The 24,444-nt window shown below is 70.2% G+C and carries 23 protein-coding genes; 8 read left to right on the top strand and 15 right to left on the bottom strand.

The window, feature by feature from the left end; genetic code table 11:
* Positions 1-74 precede the first annotated feature (74 nt).
* The 3 genes from AB0D34_RS28405 (at position 75) to AB0D34_RS28395 (ending at position 2,799) form a co-directional block, all read left to right on the top strand.
* On the top strand, positions 75-431 hold the full coding sequence (locus tag AB0D34_RS28405; protein WP_362666186.1) for a DUF485 domain-containing protein: 357 nt from the start codon (positions 75-77) through the stop codon (positions 429-431).
* Positions 425-2,017, top strand: a complete 1,593-nt coding sequence (locus AB0D34_RS28400) for a cation acetate symporter (protein ID WP_362666184.1) — start codon at positions 425-427, stop codon at positions 2,015-2,017. The genes AB0D34_RS28405 and AB0D34_RS28400 overlap by 7 nt, the downstream gene beginning before the upstream one ends.
* Positions 2,018-2,127: 110 nt before the next feature.
* Positions 2,128-2,799, top strand: coding sequence for a YceI family protein (locus AB0D34_RS28395; protein WP_362666182.1), 672 nt, complete (start codon positions 2,128-2,130; stop codon positions 2,797-2,799).
* A gap of 90 nt (positions 2,800-2,889) precedes the next feature.
* Here AB0D34_RS28395 and AB0D34_RS28390 read toward each other — a convergent pair whose 3' ends face one another.
* On the bottom strand, positions 2,890-4,287 hold the full coding sequence (locus tag AB0D34_RS28390) for a cytochrome (protein ID WP_362666180.1): 1,398 nt from the start codon (positions 4,285-4,287) through the stop codon (positions 2,890-2,892).
* 158 nt (positions 4,288-4,445) lie between these two features.
* Positions 4,446-5,567, bottom strand: a complete 1,122-nt coding sequence (locus tag AB0D34_RS28385; RefSeq protein WP_362666178.1) for a glycosyl hydrolase 53 family protein — start codon at positions 5,565-5,567, stop codon at positions 4,446-4,448.
* Between the two features lie 262 nt (positions 5,568-5,829).
* On the opposite strand from AB0D34_RS28385, the gene AB0D34_RS28380 reads away from it, so the two are divergent.
* Positions 5,830-7,827, top strand: a complete 1,998-nt coding sequence (locus AB0D34_RS28380) for a S9 family peptidase (protein ID WP_362666176.1) — start codon at positions 5,830-5,832, stop codon at positions 7,825-7,827.
* Positions 7,828-7,861: 34 nt separating this feature from the next.
* On the opposite strand, the gene AB0D34_RS28375 is transcribed toward AB0D34_RS28380, so the two are convergent.
* The 6 genes from AB0D34_RS28375 to AB0D34_RS28350 all read right to left on the bottom strand — a co-directional run bounded on the left by AB0D34_RS28375 (position 7,862) and on the right by AB0D34_RS28350 (position 14,985).
* Complete coding sequence (locus AB0D34_RS28375; RefSeq protein WP_362666174.1) at positions 7,862-8,167, bottom strand: metalloregulator ArsR/SmtB family transcription factor; 306 nt, start codon at positions 8,165-8,167, stop codon at positions 7,862-7,864.
* Positions 8,168-8,237: 70 nt separating this feature from the next.
* Complete coding sequence (locus tag AB0D34_RS28370) at positions 8,238-8,540, bottom strand: hypothetical protein (RefSeq protein ID WP_362666171.1); 303 nt, start codon at positions 8,538-8,540, stop codon at positions 8,238-8,240.
* 152 nt (positions 8,541-8,692) lie between these two features.
* Complete coding sequence (locus AB0D34_RS28365) at positions 8,693-11,758, bottom strand: glycoside hydrolase family 38 C-terminal domain-containing protein (protein WP_362666169.1); 3,066 nt, start codon at positions 11,756-11,758, stop codon at positions 8,693-8,695.
* Between the two features lie 25 nt (positions 11,759-11,783).
* On the bottom strand, positions 11,784-12,677 hold the full coding sequence (locus tag AB0D34_RS28360; protein WP_362666167.1) for a carbohydrate ABC transporter permease: 894 nt from the start codon (positions 12,675-12,677) through the stop codon (positions 11,784-11,786).
* Positions 12,677-13,525 carry a sugar ABC transporter permease gene (locus tag AB0D34_RS28355; protein ID WP_362666391.1) on the bottom strand — a complete coding sequence of 283 codons (849 nt, stop codon included), beginning with the start codon at positions 13,523-13,525 and terminating at the stop codon, positions 12,677-12,679. Before AB0D34_RS28355 ends, AB0D34_RS28360 begins: the two co-directional genes overlap by 1 nt.
* 80 nt (positions 13,526-13,605) lie before the next feature.
* Entirely contained in the window at positions 13,606-14,985 is a 1,380-nt protein-coding gene (locus tag AB0D34_RS28350) for an extracellular solute-binding protein (protein WP_362666164.1), read from the bottom strand.
* 194 nt (positions 14,986-15,179) lie between these two features.
* Here AB0D34_RS28350 and AB0D34_RS28345 point away from each other — a divergent pair, with 194 nt between their 5' ends.
* Positions 15,180-16,418 (top strand): ROK family transcriptional regulator, encoded by a 1,239-nt coding sequence (locus AB0D34_RS28345; protein ID WP_362666389.1) that lies wholly within the window; start codon positions 15,180-15,182, stop codon positions 16,416-16,418.
* A gap of 22 nt (positions 16,419-16,440) precedes the next feature.
* Here AB0D34_RS28345 and AB0D34_RS28340 read toward each other — a convergent pair whose 3' ends face one another.
* The 4 genes from AB0D34_RS28340 to AB0D34_RS28325 form a co-directional block, all read right to left on the bottom strand.
* Positions 16,441-17,181 carry an SDR family oxidoreductase gene (locus AB0D34_RS28340; protein WP_362666162.1) on the bottom strand — a complete coding sequence of 247 codons (741 nt, stop codon included), beginning with the start codon at positions 17,179-17,181 and terminating at the stop codon, positions 16,441-16,443.
* A gap of 64 nt (positions 17,182-17,245) precedes the next feature.
* Entirely contained in the window at positions 17,246-18,064 is an 819-nt protein-coding gene (locus tag AB0D34_RS28335; protein ID WP_362666160.1) for an SAM-dependent methyltransferase, read from the bottom strand.
* A gap of 76 nt (positions 18,065-18,140) precedes the next feature.
* On the bottom strand, positions 18,141-18,392 hold the full coding sequence (locus AB0D34_RS28330; protein WP_037708986.1) for a DUF397 domain-containing protein: 252 nt from the start codon (positions 18,390-18,392) through the stop codon (positions 18,141-18,143).
* Entirely contained in the window at positions 18,389-19,264 is an 876-nt protein-coding gene (locus AB0D34_RS28325) for a helix-turn-helix transcriptional regulator (protein WP_362666158.1), read from the bottom strand. Before AB0D34_RS28325 ends, AB0D34_RS28330 begins: the two co-directional genes overlap by 4 nt.
* 307 nt (positions 19,265-19,571) lie before the next feature.
* Here AB0D34_RS28325 and AB0D34_RS28320 point away from each other — a divergent pair, with 307 nt between their 5' ends.
* On the top strand, positions 19,572-19,970 hold the full coding sequence (locus AB0D34_RS28320; RefSeq protein ID WP_362666156.1) for an ATP-binding protein: 399 nt from the start codon (positions 19,572-19,574) through the stop codon (positions 19,968-19,970).
* 45 nt (positions 19,971-20,015) lie between these two features.
* On the opposite strand, the gene AB0D34_RS28315 is transcribed toward AB0D34_RS28320, so the two are convergent.
* Positions 20,016-20,558 carry an MOSC domain-containing protein gene (locus tag AB0D34_RS28315; RefSeq protein ID WP_362666153.1) on the bottom strand — a complete coding sequence of 181 codons (543 nt, stop codon included), beginning with the start codon at positions 20,556-20,558 and terminating at the stop codon, positions 20,016-20,018.
* A 192-nt stretch (positions 20,559-20,750) separates the two neighbouring features.
* Between AB0D34_RS28315 and AB0D34_RS28310 the strand changes: the two genes are divergently transcribed.
* On the top strand, positions 20,751-20,888 hold the full coding sequence (locus AB0D34_RS28310) for a hypothetical protein (RefSeq protein ID WP_362666150.1): 138 nt from the start codon (positions 20,751-20,753) through the stop codon (positions 20,886-20,888).
* A gap of 41 nt (positions 20,889-20,929) precedes the next feature.
* Here AB0D34_RS28310 and AB0D34_RS28305 read toward each other — a convergent pair whose 3' ends face one another.
* Positions 20,930-22,366, bottom strand: coding sequence for a GAF domain-containing SpoIIE family protein phosphatase (locus tag AB0D34_RS28305; RefSeq protein WP_362666148.1), 1,437 nt, complete (start codon positions 22,364-22,366; stop codon positions 20,930-20,932).
* Between the two features lie 45 nt (positions 22,367-22,411).
* Here AB0D34_RS28305 and AB0D34_RS28300 point away from each other — a divergent pair, with 45 nt between their 5' ends.
* Complete coding sequence (locus AB0D34_RS28300; protein ID WP_362666145.1) at positions 22,412-23,224, top strand: SAM-dependent methyltransferase; 813 nt, start codon at positions 22,412-22,414, stop codon at positions 23,222-23,224.
* A gap of 237 nt (positions 23,225-23,461) precedes the next feature.
* Here AB0D34_RS28300 and AB0D34_RS28295 read toward each other — a convergent pair whose 3' ends face one another.
* Positions 23,462-24,178 (bottom strand): hypothetical protein, encoded by a 717-nt coding sequence (locus AB0D34_RS28295; RefSeq protein ID WP_362666143.1) that lies wholly within the window; start codon positions 24,176-24,178, stop codon positions 23,462-23,464.
* Positions 24,179-24,444 lie beyond the last annotated feature (266 nt).

Here is a 24,444-nt window from a genome sequence, read left to right as displayed (position 1 = left end):
CACGGCACTCCATGGGGCTCGGCGGGTCGCCGCCCCCTTACGGAACAGGACCCGAACCGGCGGACCGGCAGACGGTGTCGCAGCAACCCGCGTACCAGTCGCTCCGCCACACCCACCGCCGTTTCGGGGTCCGGGCGACCGCCGCCGCCGTGGGCGGATTCCTGCTGTACGTCCTGCTGTCGAGCTTTCTGCCCGGCCTGATGAACACTCCCCTGAGCGGCCACCTCACGATCGGACTCGCCCTGGGGCTCGGGCAGTTCGTGCTGATGGGCGTGATCGTGTGGCGCTATCTCGTGCACATGCGCACCCGCGTCACCCCGGTCGTCCGCGGCCTGCGCGGCCTCGTCCGCCACCAGGAGGCCACGGATCGCGAACGCGCCGCCTTCGAGGCACGCAACGCCCCGCACGGCGAGGAGTTCCGCCCATGGTGACGCTCGGCGCCTCCGTCACGGACCGCCTCAGTCTGCAGCTGACGTTCGTGCTCTTCCTGTCCGTGGTCGTGGTGACCCTGTTCACCGCGCTGCTGACCGCGCCCCAGCGCGACGAGATCAGCGAGTTCTACCTCGGCGACCGCACCATGTCGCCGCTGCGCAACGGCCTCGCGATGTGCGGCGACTACCTGTCGGCCGCCACCCTCCTGGGCAGCACCGGCCTGGTCGCCCTGACCGGCTACGACGGGCTGCTCTACCTGTGCGGAACCGCGGTCGCCTGGATGATGGTCCTGCTCCTGATCGCCGAACCCCTGCGCAACACAGGCAGGTTCACCCTCGGTGACACCCTCGCGATGCGTCTCACACGCATGCGGCGACCCGTCCGCCTGGCCCTTGCCCTGTGCACCCTGGTCATCACCGTTCTCTACCTCGTCGCCCAACTCGTCGGCAGTGTCGCCCTGCTGACCCAGTTCACCGGCGAACCCAGCGCTGCCACCCGCACCCTGTGTGTCGTCGTCATCGGCACCATCGTCATCGTCTACGCCGCCATCGGGGGCATGCCCGGAGCCACCTTCATCCAGGTCATCAAGGCGGTCATGCTCATCTGCGGCGTCACGGTGGCCGCCGTGATGGTGTTCCACCGCTTCGACTGGAACTTCCAGAACCTCCTCGCCGCCGCGGCGGACAACAGCGGCCAGGGCACGCGGTTCCTGGAACCCGGCCTGCGCTACGGAGCCAGCGTCACCAGCAAACTCGACTTCTTCAGCCTGCAGTTGGCCATCGTGCTCGGCCTCGCCGCCCTGCCGCACGTGATGATGCGACTGCTCGCCCCGAAGTCGGTCGACGTGCTGCGCACCTCGGTGGTGTGGGCCATGGGCCTGGTCAGCCTCGTGTGTCTCGCGGCCGGCGTCCTCGGCCTCGGCGCCGCCGCCGTCCTCGGCAGCGACACCGTCGCGGAGAAGGACCGCACGGGCAACGCGGCCGTCCTGCTGCTGGCCCACGAACTCGGCGGCGCCATCCTGACCGCCCTGCTGTCCTGTCTCGCCTTCGTCACCCTCCTGGCGGTCGCCGCGGGTCTCACCCTGGCCGCCGCTTCCTCCCTCGCCCACGACCTCTACGGCGAGGTGATCCGCAAGGGCGGGGCCACCGAAAGGGAGGAACTGGCCGTGGCCCGGCTCGCGGCGGCCGTCATCGGCATCCTCGGCATGCTGTTGGCCCTGGTCTCCTGGGGCGCCAACTCCGCGACCCTCGCCTTCCTGGCCTTCGCCATCGCCGCGTCCGCCATCCTCCCGACCCTCGTCTACAGCCTCTTCTGGCGCCGGTTCACCGCACAGGGCGCCCTCCTGAGCCTCTGCGGGGGCCTGCTCTGCTCCGTGCTCCTCGTCGTCTTCTCCCCGGTCGTCTCCTCGGCCCCCGCCTCCCTCTACCCGGACGCCGATTTCGCCTGGTTCCCGTTGCAGAATCCCGGAATCGTCTCCATCCCGGCCGGCTTCCTCCTCGGCTGGCTCGGCTCGACACTCAGCAGCCCCGAAACAAAGGAGACATACGAGGACTTCGAAGTGCATACCCTCGTCGGGGTCGACTAGCCGATTTCCCCCCCCACTGTTCAGGGAATCGTGTGGCGAATGCGTGGATATTTCGTCGACGGCAGATCACGGCTTGCGGCAACAACTCCCGTGCACTAATTAGGTGATGCATGAACTTGTTCAACCGTGGCACCACGTTCCGTCGCGCGGACCGCACGACGGAACGCGCCGCCGGCGCCCAGCCCCCCACCGGGCCGTCGGCCACTGCCACAGCCGTCCTTCCGGATCCCGGACTGGCGGCCCTGACCGGGGAATGGGCCATCGACCCCGCCCACAGCAGGATCGGATTCTCCGTGCGCCACGCCATGGTGACCACCGTGCGCGGGGCGTTCCTGGAGTACCAGAGCCGCCTCTACTTCGACGGCCGCGACCCCTCCCGCTCCCAGGCGGAGATCATCATCTCCACCGGCAGCGTCGACACCGGCGTGGAACAGCGCGACGGCCACCTGGTGGGCCGCGACTTCCTGGACGCGGCGACCTATCCACGCATGCGGTTCGTCAGCACCGGCGTGGAGGTCGTCGGCCCCGACGTGTACCGGATGACCGGCGACCTCACCATCAAGTCGACCACCCGCCCCGTGGTCCTCGAACTCACCTACATAGGCCATGTCACCGACCCGTTCGGCTATCAGCGGGCCGGCTTCGACGGCACCACCACCATCAACCGCTCCGAATGGGGCCTGACCTACAGCACCCGGCTCGCCGAGGGCGGCGCGATGGTCAGCGAGAAGGTACGCCTTCAGTTCGACATCGCCGCGATCCGCACACCTCCGGCCGGCTGACCGGCTCCGCCGCGAAGAACGGGCCATGAACTCGGCGGAGTTCGTGGCCCGTTCCGATGTTCCGGAAACAGTCGGCTGTTCCGGAAACCGTCAGCGCCCGCGCACCAGCCCGGCCAGATAACGCCACAGCGACGAACGCGGCCGTACGTCGGCCTCGGCGGCCGGGGTGGAGTCGACCGTGGCGGGAAGGTGTGCCGGAGGGGCCGCGGGCAGGGCCGGCGCGTCCGAGAGCGTGTACCGCACCGGAAGCGACCGCAGACCCCGCATGAACGGCGAGGACCGCCAGGGAAGTTGGTCGACGGGCAGCGACAACTCGAGCCCGGACAGCCGCTCGAAGAGCCTGCTCACCCCGATCGCGGCCGCACCACCGGCCAGTTCGCGGGCCGGACACTGCCGGGGCCCGGCCCCCCAGGACAGATGGGCACGGGTGCTGATGGTCGACTCGGGGCAGACCTTCTCGGCGAAGGAAGGGTCGGCGTGCGCGGCACCCACCGACACCCACACCGGATCACCGGCGGCGATGGTGTAGTCGCCGAGCCGCATGTCGGTCAGCGGGAACCGCGGGACGAAGTTGATGAGCGGCGGCTTCTGCATCACCACCCGGTTCATGGTCTCCCGGATCAGCCCCGCCGACAGACTGGCGCTCGCGGGGAGGTTCCCGGTGATGACCTCGACGACCGTGTTGGAGATCAGGATGCCGACATGGTCCGACGTCATCCCCAGCAGCATCATCAGCTCACGCGACAACTCCTCGACGCTCAGGCCGGGATGGGAGGCGAGCAGATAGGAGGGGAAGTCGTTGCCGGGCTCCTTCATCTTCGACGCGCCCAGCTCCGACAGCGTCGCGAGGAGCCGCTCCAGGGCGGGCCCGGCGTCGGGGCCCGCGTCCAGCACCCGCCACATGTCCATCAGCGCGTCGTCGTGCTGCGAGCCCGGGAACCCGAGCAGGTGACTGGCGACCATGAGGGGCAGCGGCCGCGCGAACTGCGCCGACAGATCCGCCCACCCGGTGCGGCCGCCCTGCGTGAACAAGGTGATCAGTTCGTCGGCGTCACGGGTGATCTTGGCCTTGAGCTGCTTTGCCACCGGATGGCGGGGGTCCTGGAACGGCCGCAGCGCCGTGTCCCAGGCGACCTTGAGCCCGCGGTATCCCTCGCCGCCCTGGATCAGGATGTGGTTGACGTCCAGCGACGGCGCCAGCGGCCAGTCCGCCGGCAGCCGGCCCTCCCTGTGCGCCCGCCAGTTCTCCAGGCCCTTCGGCCACCGGTCGTCGTCGCGGAGGACCTGCAGTGCCTCCTCGTAGCCCAGCACGAGCCACACGGGCACCCCCAGCAGGTCGACCGGCGCGACCGTACCGTGGGTCCTGCGCAGCCGTTCGTACACGATCGCCGGGTCCCGTTCGTAGTCGCGGGTCATGAGCGGTTCGAGGCTCATCGACTCCAGCGACCCGTGACCGGCTGCCGCCCCGCTGTTCAGTTGGACCCCCATGGCTTCCTTCCCTCGCTCAGGCGCTACCACAGGGTAATGTCACCCACCGCGGTGATCCAACGCCGGGTGGTGATTGCCGGGGGCCGACATTCCGGGAACTCGCGGGAACGACGGACGGCACCGCCCGAAGACGGTGCCGTACCTGTCGAAGTAGCCGTCTACGGCGTCCACTTGATGTTCGGGTTCACATTGCCGGTCCAGTTGAAGACGGCCATGTTGTCCCAGCCGTTGCCGCTGCCCGAGATGTCGGTCGGGTCCCAGCCGTTGCCGGTCACCGCGTACCAGGTGGGCTCCCAGTAGAAGACCCCGATCGCGCCGTTGCTGCGGGCCGCGTTCTGCACGGCGGTGAAGTTGTCCGCCTGGCCCTGCCAGGTGAGCGGATATCCCGAGCAGCCGGTCGTGATGGAGTTGGCGGTGCCGTCGGCGTTGGCCGAGGTGAACGGGTAGGCCGTCTCGGCGATGACGACGTCCTTGCCGTACCGGGACTTCATGTCGGCCACGACACTGCCCATGTTGGCGATGGTGCCGTGCCACGGGCAGTAGTAGGACAGCCCGGTGATGTCCCAGTTGACGCCCTTCGCCTTGATGCCGTCGTAGAACCAACGTGCGTTCGCGTCGCTGTCGGCGTCGGCGGTGTGGATGATCACCTTGGTGCCGCTGTTGCACGCCTTGGTCGCGTTGTAGCCCGACTTGAGGAGCAGGCTGAGGTTGGTGAAGTCGTTGTTGACGACCTTGCCCTCGTTCCACAGCATGCCGACGTTGATCTCGTTGCCGATCTGCACACTGTCCGGCGTGGTGCCCTGCGACTTGAGGCTGTTGCAGACGTCGTACGTGTAGTTGTAGACGTCGGTCTGCAACTGGCTGATGTTGTGGCCGGACCACGCGGCGGGCTTGTTCTGGTTGCCCGGGTCCGCCCAGGTGTCCGAGTAGTGGAAGTCGACCAGCAGCTTCAGCCCCTTGGCCTTCACCTGCTTCGCGTACGCCAGCACCTTGGCCTTGTTGTTGTAGCCGCTCGCGGGGTTGTTCCAGATCCGCAGCCGGACGTAGTTGACGCCGAGGCCCTTGAGGATGTCCAGCGGGTCCTTGGCGGTGCCGCTCGCGTCGTAGTACTTGGCACCGAGGTCGAGGGCGCGCTGGGCGGTCGACACGTCGGCGCCGAGCATGGTGAGCGAGCCAGCGGCGGAGGCGCTGGTGGGCGTGGTGAGCAGGGATGCGGGCAGGGCGAGGGCCGCCAGGAGCATGGCGGCTCTCACGAGGCGGCGCGGACCTTTGACGGTCATCCCGACCTCCTTGTCTGACATGACCATGTGGATGATTTCCGTGAACGTTCACAGTAGAAGGTGCTTTCAGAGCTGTAAATACATGTGTCGGCAGCATTTCGTCGAGGCTGGAGAGGTGTTGTGCGGGGGGCGCGAGTGTGTACGTACACAGATTCCACGGGTAGGCGAGTCGCCGTCAGTCCGAACCCGCGCAAGGCCGGTGGGGAGAGTGCGAGTTCGTCACCGTAATTGGGTACGCGGTCTGGGACCTTCCGTGGGCAGAATGACCACCATGGTCAACGACCCGCGTACCCTCCACGACCGCCTCGTCGAACAACCGCGCCTGACCGGCCTGGTGCTCTCGCCCGACGGCTCACGTCTGATCCTGTCCGTGCAGGTCCTCGGCGACGAGGGAAACCGGTACGTGTCGGAGCTGTGGGAGGTGGATCCGGCGGGTGAGCGGGATCCACGCCGGGTGCCCGGTTCCCAACAGGGCGACTCCGCCCCCGCGTTCGCCGCCGACGGCGCCCTGCTGTTCCTCTCCGACCGTGAGTCCGGTGACTCCGGCGAAGAGCCTGGACCGTCGCTGTGGTCGCTCTCCGAGAGCGGTTCGGCCGAGCGGATCGCCCACCACCCGGGTGGGACAACGGCGTTCACCGCCGCGGCCCGTGCCGGCACACTCGCCTACACGGCGGCGCTGCTGCCCGGCGCCGCAGACGTCCGGACCCACGCCGACCTTCTCCGCCGGCGTCGCCGCGCCGAAGTCAACGCCGTCCTGTACGAGACGACCGCCGGCAGCGAGGGTGTGGAGCTCGGTACCGCCGAACCCCACACCTTCGTCCTCGGCTCCGACACCCCGCCGGTCGACGTGGGTGGCCAAGGCCTCGCGGGCGCCGGGGACATGGCCCTCTCGCCGGACGGATCCGTGGTCGCCCACACCCGGGCCCCGACCGGCGCCGCCCCGGACACGAACACCGTGGTGATCGCCGACGCGTCGACGGGCGTGCGACGCAAGGCCCTCTCCCACCCCGGACACCAGTACTACAACCCGGTGTTCACCGCCGACGGCACCCGCCTGATCTGCTCACGCCAGCAGGAGGAGACGTACGACTCCGCGTGGCAGGTCACCCTCGTCGCCTTCGACCCCGTGTCCGGTGAAGAGACCGATCTCCTGCCGGACTTCGACAACTGGCCCTGGCCGGGAAAGGCGATCTGCTCGCCGGTCCCCGGGGACACCACGCTGTGGTTCACCGGCGACGAACAGGGCCACTGCCCGGTCTTCCGCCGCGACCCGGACGGCACGGTCACCCGCCTGACCGCCTCCGGCACCTACTCCTCCCTCTGTGTGACGCCCGACGGCTCCACCCTCCACGCGCTGCGCGGCGACATCGACAGCCCCCACCAGGTGGTCCGGCTCGACGCGGCCAAGGCCGACCAGGAGCCCGCCCCCCTCAGGACGCCGGGTGACCTCGGTCCTCTCCCCGGCACGCTGACCGAGGTGCACACGACCGGGGACGACGGCTTCGCGTTGCGCGCCTGGCTCGTCCTGCCGAAGGGCGCCGGAGCCGAGCACCCGGCGCCACTCCTCGTCATGCCTCATGGCGGGCCCCAGGGATCCTGGAACGGCTGGTCCTGCCAGTGGAACCCGTGGCCGTTCGCCGCCCGGGGCTACGCCGTACTGCTGCCCGACCCTGCCCTGTCCTCCGGATACGGGCAGCACATGCAGGAGCGGGGACGCGGCCAGTACGGCGGCCGGCCCTACCACGACGTCATCGCGCTCACCGACGCCGCACTGTCCCGCGCCGACCTCGACCCGGCCCGAACGGCCCTCGCGGGCTGGTCCTACGGCGGCTACCTCGCCAACCGGACGGCCACGCGCACCGACCGCTTCAGGGCGCTCGTCTCCCACGCCGGGATGTGGAACCTGGAGTCCTTCCACGGTGACACCGACCTGCACACGTACTTCCGGAAGATCTTCGGCGACCCCCGCATCCAGCGTGAGCGCTACGACGCCGACTCGCCCCACCTCGACGCCGCGAAGCTGACGACCCCGATGCTGATCGTGCACGGCGGCCGGGACTCCCGCGTCCCCCCGGGCCAGTCCCGGGAACTCCAACACGACCTCCGACGCCAGGGAGTGCCCGTCCGGTTCCTGTACTTCCCGGACGAGCCCCACGGCGTAGAGGCACCGAACAACCTGCGCCTCCTGTACGAGACGGTCCTCAACTTCCTCGACCACCATGTCCTGGGTGAGGAGTGGAGGCGTCCGGAGCTCCTGTGACCCCTCGCCGTCCTCCCGGCGATCGCCGCGGGGGCTACTCCTGGGAGTGCCGGATGGCGTCCAGCACGATGTGGGCCACGTGGTCGTCGGTGAGGACGTACTGGATCTCCCGGGCCTGACGCCGGGCCGTCACGATCCGCGACGTGCGCAGCACGCGCAGATGCTGGGAGACCAGCGGCTGGCTCACGCCGAGGGCGTCGACCAGTTCGTGGACGTACTTCCCGCCCTGGGAGAGCTCGCGGACGATGCCGACACGGACGGGCGAGGCCAGTGCCTTCAGGAGGTCACTGGCCGCTTGCAGGGCCCGTATCGGCTCGTCCGTCGGAGATGGGGGAGTCATCACATGCAAACATTAGCATGTGACAATGGTTTTCGATTCGCCTGTCGGGAACCCCGGGTGCGGCGGATCGTCAGTGGTCGTCCCAGTGGCCCTCGTGGGCGGCGTGGCGGTGGCCGTCGTGCCAGAAGTCGACGTGGTCCTCGTGCGGCACGGCCACATGACCGCAGCCCTCGCCGTGCTGGTGGTCATGTGCCTCGTGCGCGGTGTGGCCGGCGCTCGCACACTCGTCGACATGGCCGTCGTGGATCTTGTGAAGGTGGCCGTCGTGGGCGTAGTCGGTGTGGTCGCCGTGCGGGACGGCGACGTGGCCGCAGCCGGCGCCGTGGGTGTGGGTGTGGTCGTCGTGGGTGCGGTGCTCGGTGGTGGTGCTCATGCGCTTCTGCTCCTGGGCGTGCTGATCGGTGGTCCGTGGGCGTGCTGTCGCGGACCATGCATGGCGAAGTTGATATATAGCAATCCATGCATGTGTGTGTCGCGGGTGGCCGTTCCGCGTCCGCGGCGCGGTCGGCCAGGCGGCGAAGTCCCTTACGCCGGAGTCGCCTTGGGCTCCAATCGCAGCGTGAGGATCTGGAAGGGCCGCAGCCTCAACCGCACGCCCGTCTCGCACCGTTCGTGGCTCGACGGGTCGTCCAGCGGTCGCTCCAGCAGGTCGGTCACGACGGCCGAGGCCAGCGGGAACCCGGCGCTTAGTGTGGCCGCCGCACGGGTGCCCCGGGACTCGTAGAGCCGCACGATCACGTCCCCGCTGCGGTCGTCGGCGAGCTTGACCGCCTCGACGACCACACCCTCGTGGTCGACCGAGACCAGCGGGGCGACCGTCGCACTGCCCGGCACCGTCCGCTCGGGCAGGTTGAAGCGGTACCCCTCACGCCTGGCGTCGGTGACGTCGGCGCCGATCACCAGGGCGTAGCCGAGCCGGTGGGTGCCCTGGTCCTGGTCCGGGTCGGGGAAGCGGGCGGCGCGCAGCAGGGAGAGGCGGACCGTGGTGGTCGTACCGCCGTCGGGGCGGATGTCCCGGGTGACGTCGTGGCCGTAGGAGGAGTCGTTGACCAGGGCGGCTCCCCAGTCCGGTTCGCCGATGTGCAGGAAGCGGTGGGCGCATGTCTCGAACTTGGCGGCGTCCCAGCTGGTGTTGGTGTGCGTGGGCCGCTCGACGTGTCCGAAGGGGATCTCGGCGGTCGAGTGGGCGGCCCGTACGTCCAGCGGGAAGGCCGCCTTGAGGAACTTCTCCCGTTCGTGCCAGTCGACGACGGTGTCGATCACCGGCCCGCGGGCACCGGCCGGCAGGGCCAGGGTCTGCTCGATCCGCGAGGCGCCGAATGCGCGGACCACGTGGATGCCGTCTCCGGTCGCCGTGACGGACTCGGCTTCGGTGAGGTCGCGGACCGTGTTGCGGTAGAAGACGTCGACGTCCCAGGCGTCCCACTGGTTGGGGAAGTCCTGGTGCAGCTGGAGCAGGTTGCCGACCGTGCCGGGAGCCAGGGCCTCCCGGGCGGCCGTGTGGTCGTAGGCGGAGGTGATCAGACCGCGCGCGTCCACCACGATCCGGACCAGCCCGTTGTCGAGGACGAACCCGTCCCCGTCCGGCACCGGTCGCGTGGGGGCGCCGACGGTCTCGGAACGCGGGCCCGCGCCGAACGCGGCGACTCCGCCCCGCTCGTGCGGCGCGGAGTTGAAGACCACCGTGCCGTCCGGCTCCCCGGCCAGCGCTCCCTGGGCCGCGCCGATCAGCTCCTCCAGCTCCTGTGCCACGGCCGCGTACGTCTCCTCCGCCTCCCGGTGCACCCATGCGATCGACGTCCCGGGCAGGATGTCGTGGAACTGGTGCAGCAGCACCGTCTTCCACAGCCGGTCCAGCGCGTCGTACGGGTACGGATGCCCGTGCCGTACGGCCGCGGTCGCCGCCCACAACTCCGCCTCGCGCAACAGGTGTTCGCTGCGCCGGTTGCCCTGCTTGGTGGCGAGCTGGCTGGTGAGCGTGCCGCGGTGGAACTCCAGGTAGAGCTCCCCGGACCACACGGGCGCGCCGCCGTTCGCCTCGTACTCGTCGTGCGCGCGCCGGAAGAAGTCCACCGGACCCTCCAGCTCCACCCGCGCCGACCCCTCCAGGTCCCGCAGGCGTTCGGCGCGCGCCAGCATCTCGCGGGTGGGGCCGCCACCGCCGTCGCCGTAGCCGAAGGGGATCAGCGAGTGGTTGGCTCCCGCCTTGTCCTGGAAGTTCCTTACGCTGTGGGCGACTTCGGCGCCGGACAGCTCGCCGTTGTAGCTGTCGACGGGCGGGAAGTGGCTGAAGATCCGGGTGCCGTCGATGCCCTCCCACCAGAAGGTGTGGTGCGGGAACTTGTTGGTGGTGTTCCAGGAGATCTTCTGGGTCAGGAACCACTTCACCCCGGCCAGCTTCATCAGCTGCGGCAGGGCCGCGTTGTAGCCGAAGGTGTCCGGCAGCCACATCTCCTCGGTCTCGACGCCGAACTCCTCCAGGAAGAACCGCTTCCCGTGCACGAACTGCCGCACCAGGGCCTCGCCGCCGCTGATGTTGGTGTCCGGCTCCACCCACAGGCTGCCGGTCGGCAGGAACTGCCCGGTCTTCGCCTTCTCCTGCGCCCGCGCGTAGACCTCGGGCCGGTGCTCCTTCAGCCAGGCGAGTTGCTGCGCCTGGGACATCACGAACCTGAACTCCGGGTGGTCGTCCATGAGGTGGGTGACATTGGAGACGGTCCGGGCCACCTTGCGCACGGTCTCGCGCAACGGCCACAGCCAGGCCGTGTCGATGTGCGCGTGGCCGACCGCCGAGATGCGGTGCGCGCTCGCGTGTGCCGGTGCGGCGAGGACGGGGGTGAGCGCGGCCCGGGCGGCGGCCGCCGTGCCGCTGATGTCCTGGAGGTCCACGGCGTCCAGGGCGAGTTCGACTGCGCGCAGGATCTGCCAGCGGCGCGGGGAGTCGGGGGACAGCTCCGGCATGAGCTGCTGCAACACCTCCAGATCCTGGACGAGTTCATGGACGTCCCGGTCGAACACGGCGAGATCCAGGCGCCGCAGACGGTAGAGGGGCTCGCCCGGATCGGCCGCCGGGTCGCCCAGCCAGGGTGCCCGTCCGCCCACCGAGGTGGGCCCGAAGGTGAGTTCGCCGGGCGCGGTGTGCATGACGACCGGGTTGGCGGCGGCCTCGACGTAGGCGACGAACTCCTCGCCGCCCACCGCCCGTTCGGCCACCGGCAGCCAGGTGTTGCGCGGGTTGAGCGCCTTCACGGCGGTGCCGTCGGCCCGGTACACGAGCCCCTCCGCGGAGAAGCCGGCGGAGTGCGTCGCGAACCCCAGATCGAGGATGGCCTCGACACGCTCCCCGGCCCACTCCGCGGGAATCGTCCCGCTGACCTTGAACCAGCTCGTGGACCAGGCAGGCCCCCACCACTCGCCGACCCGCGTCGGACGGTAGGGGGCGGCCAGGCCCTCGCGGACCGGGACCGGCTCGCCGGCCGCGCTCCAGATCTCCACGTTCAAGGGGACGGCTCGGGCGTGGACGGCGGGCCGTATGCGCTCGCCCAGTACCCGGGCGAGCCGCTGTTCGGTGACGTCACGATCGTTGTGCATCAAAGCTCCGTACAGGTGGGGGAGGTCAGCCCTTGAGTGCCCCGCCGAGCGCGAAGCCGCCGCCCAGCTTGCGGGCCAGCAGCAGGTAGAGCATCACGACGGGCAGGGAGTAGATCAGGGAGAACGCCGACAACTGCCCGTACTGCGTCTGGTCATGGGCGCTGAGGAAGGTGAACACGCTGACGGACGCCGGGAGTTTCTCCGGGGACAGCAGGAGGATGAAGGGGACGAAGAAGTTCCCCCACATGCCGATGAACGTGAAGATGGTGACCACGACGACCCCGGGACGCATCAGCGGCAGCACCACCCGCCACAGCACCTGCATGGTGTTCGCGCCGTCGATGCGGGCGGCCTCCTCCAGGACGATCGGGACGCCGTCCATGAAGTTCTTCATCAGCCAGATCCCGAACGGCAGCGCGGACGCGGCCAGGAACAGGGTCGTACCGGGCATCGAGTCGATCAGGTTGACCTGCACGAACATGCTGTACACGGGGATCATCACGGCGGTGATGGGCAGCCCGGTGGAGAACAGGATCGTGTACAGGAACGGCCGCCGCACCCGGGACCGGTAGCGCGAGAGCGGATAGGCGGCGAGCACCGACGCCACCACGGTCACCGCCGTCCCGAAGCCGCACAGCAGCAGGCTGTTGAGCATCGGCCGGTAGGTGGTGTCGACGTTGAGGACCGCGTCGAAGTTGTCCAGCGTCAGCGACGAAGGCCACTGAAGGCGGAAGGAGTTGGTGTCGCTCACCGAGGCGAGCACCATCCACAGCAGCGGCAGGACGTACAGCACCGACACGGCGAGCAGCACGAGGTTGATCGTGATCCGCCCCGGGCGGAGGCGGGGCCCGCGCGGACGACCGGACACCACAGGGGCCTTGGTGACGGTCTCGGGGGGAGTCGTGGCGACGGCGGCCATCAGTCGTCCTCCAGTTTCAGCAGCCGGATGTACACGACGGAGAACAGGGCGCCGACGACCAGCAGGACGAGCGCGATGGCGGTGCCGTAGCCGATCAGACTGTTCTGGAAGGCCTGTTGGTACATGAAGATCGGCAGGGTCTCGCTCTTGTTGCCGGGGCCGCCGCGGGTCATCGTGTAGATCAGCCCGAAGACGGAGAGCGTCTGGAGGGTGATCAGCATCAGGTTGGTGAGGATCGACGGCCTGATGACCGGCAGGACGACCCGCCACAGCCGCTGCCAGGGACCCGCGCCGTCCATCTCGGCGGCCTCCACCAGCTCCTGCGGCACGTCGTTGATCGCCGCGGTGAAGACCATCAGCGAGAACGCGGTGCCGCGCCACACGTTGGCCAGGCACACCGCGAGGATGGGCATCGTGTACAGCCAGTTCTGGTCCGGCAGATGCAGCGCGTCCAGCAGGGAGTTGAGGGAGCCCTGGTTGTAGAAGAACGCGTACATCAGATAGCCGGCGACCACCTCGGGCAGCACCCAAGCGGCGATGACCACACCGTTGACCAGGGCCCGCACCGGCTGGGTGGCCTTCTGTACCAGGACGGCCAGCGCGAGCCCGAGGGTGTTCTGGCCGACCACCGCGGAGCCGACCACGAACACCAGGGTCAGCCATACGGCGTTGAGGAAGTCGGTGTCCTTCAGGGCCCTGGTGAAGTTGTCGACGCCCACGAAGCTGGTGCCGGAGGCCCCGGTGAGCTGCATATTGGTGAACGCGTAGTACACGCAGTACGCGATCGGACCGGCGAGGAACACCGCCAGCAGGATGACGGCCGGGACCGTCGGCAGGCCGCGCAGCAGGGTGCGTACTGCGGGGGCCGGCGCCCCGCGGGACCGGCGGGGGTGACCGCCGGTCCCGTGAGGCGCCGGGGCGAGAGCGGTCACGAAGTGCCCTCCACGGTCTTGTCGTCGCCCACTGCCGCCTTGACATCGTTATCGAAGGTCGAGGCGGCCTTGTCGACGGAGGCCTGACCGGTCGTCACGGACTCCATCGCCTTCTGGATCGCGGTCGAGACCTGGTTGTAGGCGGGCAGCCCGGGCCGGTAGTGGGTGTCGGCGACCAGCTCGGTGAAGAACTTGTTCGTCGGGACGGACGCCAGATACGTCGGGTCCGAGGCGACGTCCGTGCGCACCGCGATGTTGGCGTTGGTGGCGTTCCACTTCGCCGCGTTGGTCTTCGTCTGGAGCGTGGTCGACAGGAACTTCCAGGCCAGGTCTGGGTTCTTGGCCTTCGCCGGGATCGACCAGGCCCACCCGCCCGACATGCTCGTTCGGCCCGGCGCCTGGCCGTTCTGCGTCGGCATCGCCGCCGTGCCGATCACCGACTGCCACTCGGGCCACGGCTTGGCCGCGGCCGAGCTCCAGTTGTTGGGCATCCAGGAGCCGTCGATGTCGATCGCCAGCTTGCCCTCGGGGATGAGCTCGGTACCCACGGTGGTCCCGAAGTTGGCGCCGAGCGCCTGCTCCTTGGCCGGGCCGAGACCCTCGCTGTAGATGGTGTGGACGAAGTCCAGCGCGTCCTTGAAGCCCTGGCTGCCCACGACCCACTTCTTCTGCGAGGCGTCATAGAGCGACTTGTCACCGGCCGGGGTGCCGTACAGGAGCATCTCGAAGCCCTGCATGGAGGACGCCTCGCCGCCCGCCTGCCCGGTGTACAGGTTGAGCGGGGTGACGTCGGGCAGCTTCGCCTTGATCTTCTTGGCGGCCGCGATCACGTCGGCCCAGGTCTTCGGCTGCCAGGGCACCGGGATTCCGGCCTTCTGGAGGAGCTGCTTGTTGTACCAGATACCGCGGGTGTCGGTGTCGTCCGGCACGGCGTAGCCCTTGCCGTCGGACGCGCCGGTCACCGCGCCCTTCGCGGCCTTGGCGTACTGCGACCAGTCGGCCCACTTCGCGGTGTAGGCGTCCAGCGGCTTGAGATAGCCGCCCGCGATGTCGGAGTTGATGAGCGCGGTGTCCTCGTAGACCAGGTCGGGCGCGGTCGCGGGGGAGCGCATCATCAGCTGGAGCTTGGTGTAGTAGTCGTTCTCGGAGGCGACGACCGGGACGAGGGTCACCTTGGTGCCCGGGTTGGCCTTGGTGAACTCCTTCACCATCGAGGCGAGGAAGGTGGCCTGGAGCTTGTTCGTGCTGTCCAGGTTCTGCCAGTAGACGACCTTGATGGACTTGGCCGAGCTGCCTGACGAGCCCGAACCGCAGCCGGTGACGGCCAGGGCGGTGGCGGCGGTGAAGGCCGCGGCGGTGACGATTCTCGAGCGCACAGTGGTTCCTCCGGAACGCGAAACCTGAGGGAAAGCCGCGAGTTTTCTTGGGCCGGGAGGCCAGCCCCGACGGCGCCCTACACTCGGCGCCACCCTGCGCTGACTGGCCAATGGCCGGATTTTGTGGGCGTCAGCTAAATCCATTTGATGGATGAAGTCAATGCTTCGAGTATGTAAACTTTCGCCCCGTGACGATGCTCAGCGGGACGAATCTGCCACGGGTCGGCGGCTACAACCAGGCCGTCGTCCTGGATGCCATCCGTACCACGGGACAGGTGAGCCGGGTCGAGCTGGCCACCCTCACCGGGCTGACCAACCAGACCGTCTCCAACGTCGTCCGCAAGCTCCTCGACGCCGGCCTGGTGGCGGAATCCGGCCAGGCCCCCTCCAGCGGCGGCAAGCGGCGCACCCTGCTGACCCTCCGGGCCGACGGGGCCTGCGCGGTCGGCGTCCACCTCGACCCCGACGCCGCGGTGATCGTGGTCGTCGACCTGGCCGGAGAGGTGATCGGCAGCCGTCGCCTCCGGCTCACCGACCCCGGGGACCCGGCCGACGTCGTGGAGCGGATCGCGCGGACCACCGGGCGGCTCCTCGACCGCAGCGCCGTGGACCGTGCCCGCCTGCTCGGCCTCGGCATCGCCGCGCCCGGCCCGCTCGACGGCACCACCGGCGCCGTGGTCTCCCCGCCGAACTTCCCCGGCTGGGGCCGCGTCCCCCTGGCCGACATGTTCGCCGAGGCCACCGGTCTGCCCGTCGCCCTCGACAACGACGCCACCGCGGCGGCGATCGGCGAGCGCTGGATCGGCGGCGCGGCCCGGGCGGGCAGCTTCCTGTTCATCTACCTCGGCACGGGCGTCGGCGCGGGAATCGTCCTCAACAACACCGTCCTGCACGGCGATTCGGGCAATGCGGGGGAGTTCGGCCACATGGCGGTGGAACCCGGCGACCGCGTCTGCCACTGCGGGGCCATGGACTGCCTCGGCCCCTACGTCAGCCCGGCCGCGATCATCGACGACCTGCTACGACTGCACGGCCGGACCGCCGCCGACCGCATCAACCTCACCGGCACCCCCGAGTCCGTGCACGACGACTGGAAAGCCCTGCGCCGAGCAGCCCGCGCGGGTGACGCCGACGCCTGTGACGTCGTACGACGAGCCGCACGCCGTATCGGCGAAGCCGCCCGGGGCGCGGCCAGCCTTCTCGACGTCAGCCGGGTCGTCCTCGGCGGCGAGGCACTGCGCGGCATCGAGCCGATCATCCGCGAGGAGGTCGAGGCCGCCGTCAACCGCACCTCCGTCGCCCGTACGATCCGGACGGTCGCCGTCGAACAGAGCGTGATCGGAGAGACGGTGGGCGCGGTCGGGGCGGCGTCGCTGGTGCTGCACGGGAACTACGCGCCGGGGTGGCGGATGTTGACGGACGTGACGGGGTGAGGTGAGGGTGTGGCGGAGTTCCTCAGGTGAGGTTGAGCCCGCCGTCGAGCACGATCACCTCGCCGGTCAGATAGCCGTTGCCGATCACCGAGGCCACCAGGTCGGCCACGTCGGAGGGTTGGGCCGGGCGGTGCATCGGCGCGCGGTCCCGCCAGAGTTCGTGGGCCTGGACCCAGTCCTTCGTCATCGGGGTGTCCACCAGGCCCGGTGCCACCGCGTTCACCCGCACCTCGGGGCCGAGTGCGGCCGCCAGCAGCCGGGTCACATGGTTCAGCGCGGCCTTGCTCGCCGCGTACGGCACCGAGGAACCCTTCGGCCGAACCCCGGCATGGCTGGTGATGTTCACGATGTTGCCGCCCCCGGGGGACCGCCGTAGCGCCGGAAGAGCCGACGTGCACAGCACCCAGGGCGCGATGAGGTTGACCTCCAGCAGCTGCCGCCAGTCCGCCGGAGTCGCCGCCGCGAGGTCGGCATGCGGGATCGGCCGGCTGATGCCCGCGTTGTTCACCAGGACGTCCAGCCGTCCGAAGTGGGCGAGTGCCGTCTCGACCAGTCCGCGGGCCTCCTCCTCCACCCCCAGATCGGCCTGCACGTACACCCCGCCGAGCTCCGCCGCCAGCGCCCGGCCGGGCTCCGCACTGCGCCGCGAGTGCACGACGACCCGCGTCCCGTCGGCCGCCAGCCGCCGTACGACCGCCTCGCCGATCCCCGACGTGGAACCGGTGACCAGGGCGACGGGGCGGTCGCGTTGTTCGATGCTCATGACGGTGGATCTTGTCATGGCCTGTCTGCGACGGGTCTCGACCGGTTCGGCAGGCGGCCGCCGGTCACGGCTTGATGCCCACCCCGGCCCACGCGCTGACCTCCGCGTCCGTGAGCTCCGGGTCCGGGCCCTGCGGGTCGTCCGGGCGCCAGCGGTGGGTCAGGGAGATGCCCGGGTCGAGGAGGTCGAGGCCCTCGAAGAAACGGGCCACCTCCGCCTGGCTGCGGACCTGGGCCCGGGTGCCCGCGGCGGCGTAGATGCCGACGAGCTTCTCCCAGAGCTCCGGGGCGAAGTCGCCCGTGCAGTGGCTCACGGCCAGCGCGCTGCCCGAGGGCAGGGCGTCCAGGAGCCGGGAGACGATGCCGTACGGGTCCCAGTCGTCCGGGACGAAGTGCAGGATGGCGTTGAGGGACAGGGCCACCGGCCGGTTCAGGTCCAGGGTCCTGGCCAGCTCGGGGGAGTGCAGGATCGCCTCGGGGTCGGTGAAGTCGCCCTGGACGTACGCCGTGCGCCCCTCGGGCGTGTTGCGCATCAGGCGCTCGGCGTACTTGAGGACCAGCGGGTCGTTGTCGGCGTACACCACACGGGCCTCTGGCGCCACGGACTGTGCGACCTGGTGCAGGTTCGGCTCGGTGGGGATGCCGGTGCCGATGTCCAGCCACTGGCGGACGCCGTACTCCTGCGCGAGGACACGGGTGGCCCGGTGCATGAAGGAGCGGATCTCGCGGGCGCACGTGAAGATGCCGGGGTAGGTGGCCGCGACGGTCTCGGCCGCCTGCGTGTCGACGTCGAAGTGGTCCTTGCCGCCGAGGTAGTAGTCGTACATCCGGGCGGAGTGGGGCCGGCTGGTGTCGATCTCCCGCGCGGCGTGGGAGTTGCTCATCCTGTCCCTTTCAGGTGGTGTGCGTGGGGGGTGTCGGGCAGGTCGCTGCCGGGGCAGGTCCGGCTCGGGTCGTGGTTCAGCCGGCCGTGAGATGGTCGGCGAGGCCCCGCTTGACGCCGGCGACGAACGCGGCGATCTCCTGCGGGGTGTAGATCAGCGCGGGCCCGGCCGGATCGGTCGACTGCCGCAGCGCCACCCGGCCGTCGGCCAGGAGCTTGGTCTGCACGCACTGGCCGCCGTTGGGTCCGCTCCACGGGGACTCCCAGCCCTGCTCGCCGAGTTCGGTGGCCGGCATCCCGTTGTAGACGTGACAGTCGGTGCTGGTCATGAGTACTCCTTGCGCATCCGGTTCAGGAGTGCCTTGCTGTCCGCGTCCGAGGTCAGCAGGGACATGCGGTTGTGCGCCTCCAGATGGGCCGACACGTCGGAGCGCTGGTCCAGGTACATCGCGCCGGAGAGGACCTCGGTGTAGACGATGTCCGGCAACTCCCGCTCCTCGAAGCGGAAGTAGGTGAACGGGGCGCACGCGCCCATGTGGGCGCCGGCGGTGAACGGCACGACGTCGACGCTGACGTGCTCCAGCTCCGAGACCTCCAGGAGCCGTTCGATCTGCTCCCGCATGACCTCGGGGCCGCCGACCACCCGGTGCAGTACGGCCTCTTCCATCACCACCCACAGCGTGGGCGCGCCGGGTCTCTCCAGCAGGCTCTGGCGGCGCAGCCGCAGGTCCACCCGCCGCCCGAGGTCGTCTTCGGCCTCGCCCGGGAAGCCGCCGCGCAGGACTCCGCGCGCGTACGCGTGGGTCTGCAGCAGCCCTGTCACGTAGTGGGGTTCGTAGGTGCGCAGGGTCCGGGCCCCGGCCTCCAGGCTGACGTAGGCGCTGAACCAGTTCGGCAGGACGTCCCGGTACGTGTGCCACCAGCCGGGCTCGTTGGCCCGCTCGGCGAGGGCGACGAACTCGTCGATCTCCTGCCGGTCGGCCCCGTAGGTCTCCAGCAGCTTCTCCACGTAGAGCGGCTTGAGGGCGACCTCCGCCTTCTCCAGACGGCGGATGGTGAGCGAGGTCACCCTGAGCGCCCTGGCCGCGTCGTCCAGCGACTTCCCCGCACCCTGCCGCCGCTCCTGCAGACGCCGGCCCAGGATCATGCGCAGCACGGTGGGAGCACTGGTGCCACCGGTGCCCGTACGGCCTTCGCTCACGTCCCGACCTCCTGAGGGGCTGTCACCGGCACGAGTCTGACAGCGACTTGGTGACGTCACCAGACGGATCCCGGCTTTCTGAAATTATCAGGGAGCTGGTTGCAGGTTGAACTTGGGTGCGAGCATAGTGACTTGTGTGAACCGGGCCGCCGAACGCGCGCACGGTGCCGCCAACCGTCCCTACCCTCCCGCGCGTTGGCATCACCCCAGCCCCCCGATGTGTCTCAACCGGCCGCGCCGCCGCCCCCCACGGAAGGCCAACACCGTGTCCCCCAGCACGACTTCGTACCCTCAGCTGTTAGACGCCGTGGACCAGGAGCGGACCCACTGGATCGAACTCCCCGCGCACCGCTCCAGCGTCGGGGTCGCCCGTCGCTCCATCGGCACCCGTCTCAAGGCGTGGAACCTGCCGGGCGACCTGTGCGCCGATGCGGTCCTGCTCCTGTCCGAACTGGCCACCAACGCCGTGTGCCACACCTTCAGCGCCCGCATCCTGTGCGGCGTCGGCCTGGTCACCGACGGGGTGCTCCGGCTCGAGGTGCACGACCACGACCACTCGGGTCCCACGCTGCGCCGGTGCAGCGCGGGCCTCGACGACGAGGGCGGGCGCGGACTGTTCCTCGTGGAGGAACTCGCGGACACCTGGGGGGTGGACCGCTCCAGACTCACCGGCGGAAACGCCGTATGGGCGAATCTGACGGCCTGACCAGGTCGACCAGGCCACCGGGCGGCACCGTGGGGCACGGTGCCGTCAGACGATGTCCAGGGCCTCGTGCGGGCCGGCCGGCAGGCCGATGTCCACGGGGTCCCCGGGGCGCACCACGCCGCCCGTCACCACGATGCCCATGATCCCGGACCGGAACGCGGGCCGGCCGTGCTCGTCCCGTCCCACGACCTGTTTCATCAGGCCCTTTTGGAACCCGTCGATCTGCGCGCACGGGTTGCGCAGCCCGGTGACCTCGACGACGGCGGTCTCCCCGAGCCGCAACCGCGTCCCCCGGGGCAGCCCGAGCAGGTCGATCCCCCGCGTGGTGACGTTCTCCCCGAGTTCCCCCGCCGCCACCTCGAACCCGGCCCGCCGCACCTCCTCGAACAGCTCCTCGTGAATGAGGTGCACCTGCCGGAGATTGGGCTGGGAAGGGTCCTTCCTCATCCGGAAACGGTGTTTCACCGTCGCTCCGCCGTGCACGTCCCCCTGCACTCCGAACCCGGCGAGCAAGGTGATGCTCTCCCGGTTCGGCTTGCTGAACGAATACGTTCCGTTGCTGCTGACCGCAGCGATCATCCCACCCATAGGGCAATCCTATGAGTGTGGCGCCGAGCAGGCCGTGGCGGGGAGCGCCGCGCATCGGGTTCACAGCCACGCGTCGACGGCGACTGCGAGGTCGTCCCGGCCGTCGAAGACGTGCCCGTTCCTGCCGACGGCCCGCGCCGCCGCGTCCCTGGAGCCGGCCCTGCGCAAGGCGGTCCGGTCCGGGGCCCCGCTGTGATCGAGGTCCGCGCGGACCTCGACGCCGCCGGCCCCTGGGTCCCCGGCTGGTGGGACTTCCCGATCCCGGCGTACATCACCCACGAACGCCAGGACGAGTACCACCGCACCCGGGCCACCGAGCAGCACCTCTGAAACCCCCCGGGCCCGGCGCCGACGACCGCCCGCGCAGGGCCCTAGTCCTTCAGCGGCGAGAGCTGGGCCAGCAGTAGTGTCCGGTCGTCCGCGCCGGCCGGGTCGGAGGGGGTGTGCAGCAGACGTCGGCACAGGTCGGGCAGGGAGTCCTGGCCGTCGGCGGGGTCGGTGGCGGCCTTGTCCAGGGCGTGGGCGAGGCGGGCGATCTCCTGGTCGATGTCGGCGTCCCGGGACTCGACCAGGCCGTCGCTGTAGAGCACGAGCAGCGCCGGGTCCTCGACGCTCAGCACGGTCGGTTCGTACGCGCCCGCGCCGAGGCCGAGCGGCAGGCCCGCGCCGACCAGGTTGACCGGAGCGGTCCGGCCGTCCGGGCCGCGCAGCAGCGGGGGCGGGTGACCGGCGCCCACGAGGGTGCAGGTGTGGCGCCGGGCGTCCCATTCGGCGTAGATGCAGGTGGCGAAGGACGCGCCCGGCGTGTCACTGGCGAGCGCGTCGAGCCGTCGTATGAGATCGGCCGCCGGGATGTCGAGGCCCGCCAAGGTGCGTACGGCCGTGCGCAGTTGGATCATCGCGACGGCGGACTCCGGGCCGTGGCCCATGGCGTCCCCGACGATGAGACTGACCCGGTCGCCCGGTCGGCGCAGTACGTCGAACCAGTCGCCGCCGATGATCGTGCCCTGTCCGGCCGGGAGCGATCCATGGGCGATGCGGCAGCCCTCGACCTCCTGGATCGCGCCGGGCAGCAGGCTGTTGCGGATGGCCAGGGCGGTGCGGCGCTCGTGCTCGTAGCGGCGCGCGTTGTCCAGGGCGACCGCGGCCCGCGCGGCCAGCGACTCCACGGCCGCGACCTCCGCGGTCAGGAACGGCCCCCGGTCCGCTCCGCGCGAGCAGGCGACGAAGCCGATCGCCCCGCCCCGCAGGCGCAGCGGGACGACGAGGAAGGACCGTGCCTTGAGGAGTTCGTCGACCCGCGCGTCCTCGCTCGCGGTGGCGGCCAGCCGTTCCGCCGTGTGGTCGTCCACCGAGTCGTGCAGCTGCGCGTGCCCGTCGACCAGCGCGCGGGCGTACGGGGTCTCGCGGGGGAAGACGACCACTTCGCCGACCGGCAGGACGCCCGCCCAGGACTCCGGCGCGTCCGTACCCACGCGCAGCGCCAGCCGGCGCGCCTCGATCTGTGCGGGGTCCGCTCCGGCGTAGGTCGTCTCCTCGCGCCGCCACCGCTCCAGCAGATACAGGGAGGCCGCGTCGCAGAAGCCGGGCGTCAGCGCGTGCACGACGTGGCTGCCGGTCAGCCCCAGGTCGAGCTCCGAGCCGATGACGTCCGCCGCGGGGGAGAAGGCCGAACGACGGGGCGCGGGCGGGGCGGTGGGGGTGTCGGCGGAGCGGCTGTGCGGTTCGTTGCGCAGGGTCGTGGGGCCTTTCCGGGTGGGGGTCCGGGCACCCGGCGGGGCAACTGACCGCCGAGCGCAGAGAGGCAACTATATGATGAGGCGTCAAGTACCGTGGTGGGAAGGGACGTTCTTGTGACCGACACGGATGCTCTGCCGCCAGGGGCCGATCCGGACAAGGCGAGCGTAGCCCGGATGTACGACGCGATGCTGGGTGGGGAGCACAACTTCGCGATCGACCGGGAGGCGGTCGCGGCCGTCACCGCCATCGACCCCCAGGTGCGCACGCTGGCCAGGGCCAACCGCGCGTTCCTCGGACGGGCGGTGCGCTTCCTGGTCGAGAACGGCGTCCGGCAGTTCATCGACCTCGGCTCGGGGATCCCGACGCAGGGCAACGTCCACGAGGTGGCCCAGGCGGCGAGCCCGGAGGCCCGCGTGATCTACGTCGACAAGGACCCGGTGGCCGTCGCCCACAGCACCACCCTGCTCGCCGACAACCCGTACGCGGACATCGTCGACGCCGACATCCGACGGCCGGCCGACGTGCTGTCCTCGCCGCAGGTGCGCAAGCTCATCGACTTCGACGAGCCGGTCGCCGTCCTCATGGTCGCCATCCTGCACTTCGTCGCGCCGGAGGAGAACCCGGCCGGCATCGTGGCCGCCTACCGTGAGGCCCTGCCCGACGGCAGCTGGCTTGCCCTCTCCCACGCCACCAACGAGGACCGCCCCGACACGGCCGCCGCCGTCACCCAGCTGTACCGCTCCCGGGCCACCTCACCGGTCACCACCCGCTCCCACGACGAGATCCGGAACCTCTTCACCGGCTTCGACCTCGCCGAACCGGGTCTGGTGTACGTCCCCTTGTGGCGCCCGGACGCGGGCGACGACATCCCGGAGAACCCCTCGGAGTACTGGGTGTACGCGGGAGTCGGCCGCAAGAGCGGATGATGCCGTACGGCGTGTTCAGCGCTCGGCGTTGAGCTTGTCCACCGCCGCGCGGGCGTCCCCGATCGTCGCGTGGTCGACCGCGACGAAGTTGACCGGACGGCCGCGTTCGCGCTCGCAGCGGTGGACGCGGTCCAGTACGTATCGGCGGGCGTTGACCTCACCGGTGTCCAGGCGGCTGCCGCCGCTGTTGGTGATGGATCGTCCCCTGAGGCATCCAGCGTGCGCGTGACGTTCCAGCTAGCCTCCGGCGGCCGTGCGCAGCCGGGCCGCCGCGTCCTGTTGTCTGCTGGGACACCAGGGCGGGGGCCACGGTGGCCAGCGCGGTGGCGACATCTCCGGCCGCCAGGGCCACCTCGACATCGGGGCGCAACGCCTCCCGTTGCTTCTCGGGTACGGCGTCCAGGACCCGGTCGGTCGCGACGACGGCCTGCTGCTCGGAAAGCGGCAGTGCGGGAAGCGCCGAGGCGCGTGGCCGGCGACGAGCGCCTTGAGGGCGGCGTTGAGGTCGGTCGAGAACGCCGCGAAGTCCGGCTCCGCCTTCCGCTGCACGGAGGAGACGAGGTCGCCGAAGTAGGTGTGCGCCAAGTCGTCGAGGTTGGCCGGCACGGGTCGCGGGTCGACTTTCAGGGCGAGGCTGTCCCGGTCGCCGTTGAGGTAGCCGACCACGGCGTCGATCTGCGTGTCGGTGAGTTCCCGGACCGTCTCCGGCGGCAGCACCAGCTTGAGGTTGGAGGTGATCACGGCTTCGGGCACCGGCAGCCGGGCCAGGAGGCCGCGCGTGACGGCAGCCGTCTCGGGGTCGACCAGGACCTGGTCGTAGACCCGGTCGTAGGCCGATTCCTCGTCCAGCACGGACTGGTAGAACCCCGGCGAGACGACCGTGGACCGGGCCGTGGCCGCCAGGGTGACGACCGCGGTGCAGAGCACGGCGACGACCAGGGCGGTGACTCGCATCCACCCTCGGGCTTCTACGGCACGCAAGTTCTCGATGCCATCCATGGTCACCTCGCTCTCCGCGCGCCGTCCCGGCCACGGCCGCTTCCTCCGCCCGTGGGGCGCCCTGGCCGACCCGAAGAACGCGGGCGGCGGCAGCCGCGGACGCGAACGCCCTTCGCGGTGGAGCACACGAAGACCGCACAGCGGGCCTTTCCCGCGCCCCGACGGCTCGACTCCGCTCATCCATTTGTCGGCTCGGGCCGTCAACGCCCCTACGGCGTGCT

The sequence above is a fragment of the Streptomyces sp. NPDC048420 genome (assembly GCF_040651535.1).
Classification (GTDB): domain Bacteria; phylum Actinomycetota; class Actinomycetes; order Streptomycetales; family Streptomycetaceae; genus Streptomyces.
The sequence above is the reverse complement of the archived record's forward strand: the minus strand, read 5'-3'. Positions and strand labels throughout refer to the sequence as shown.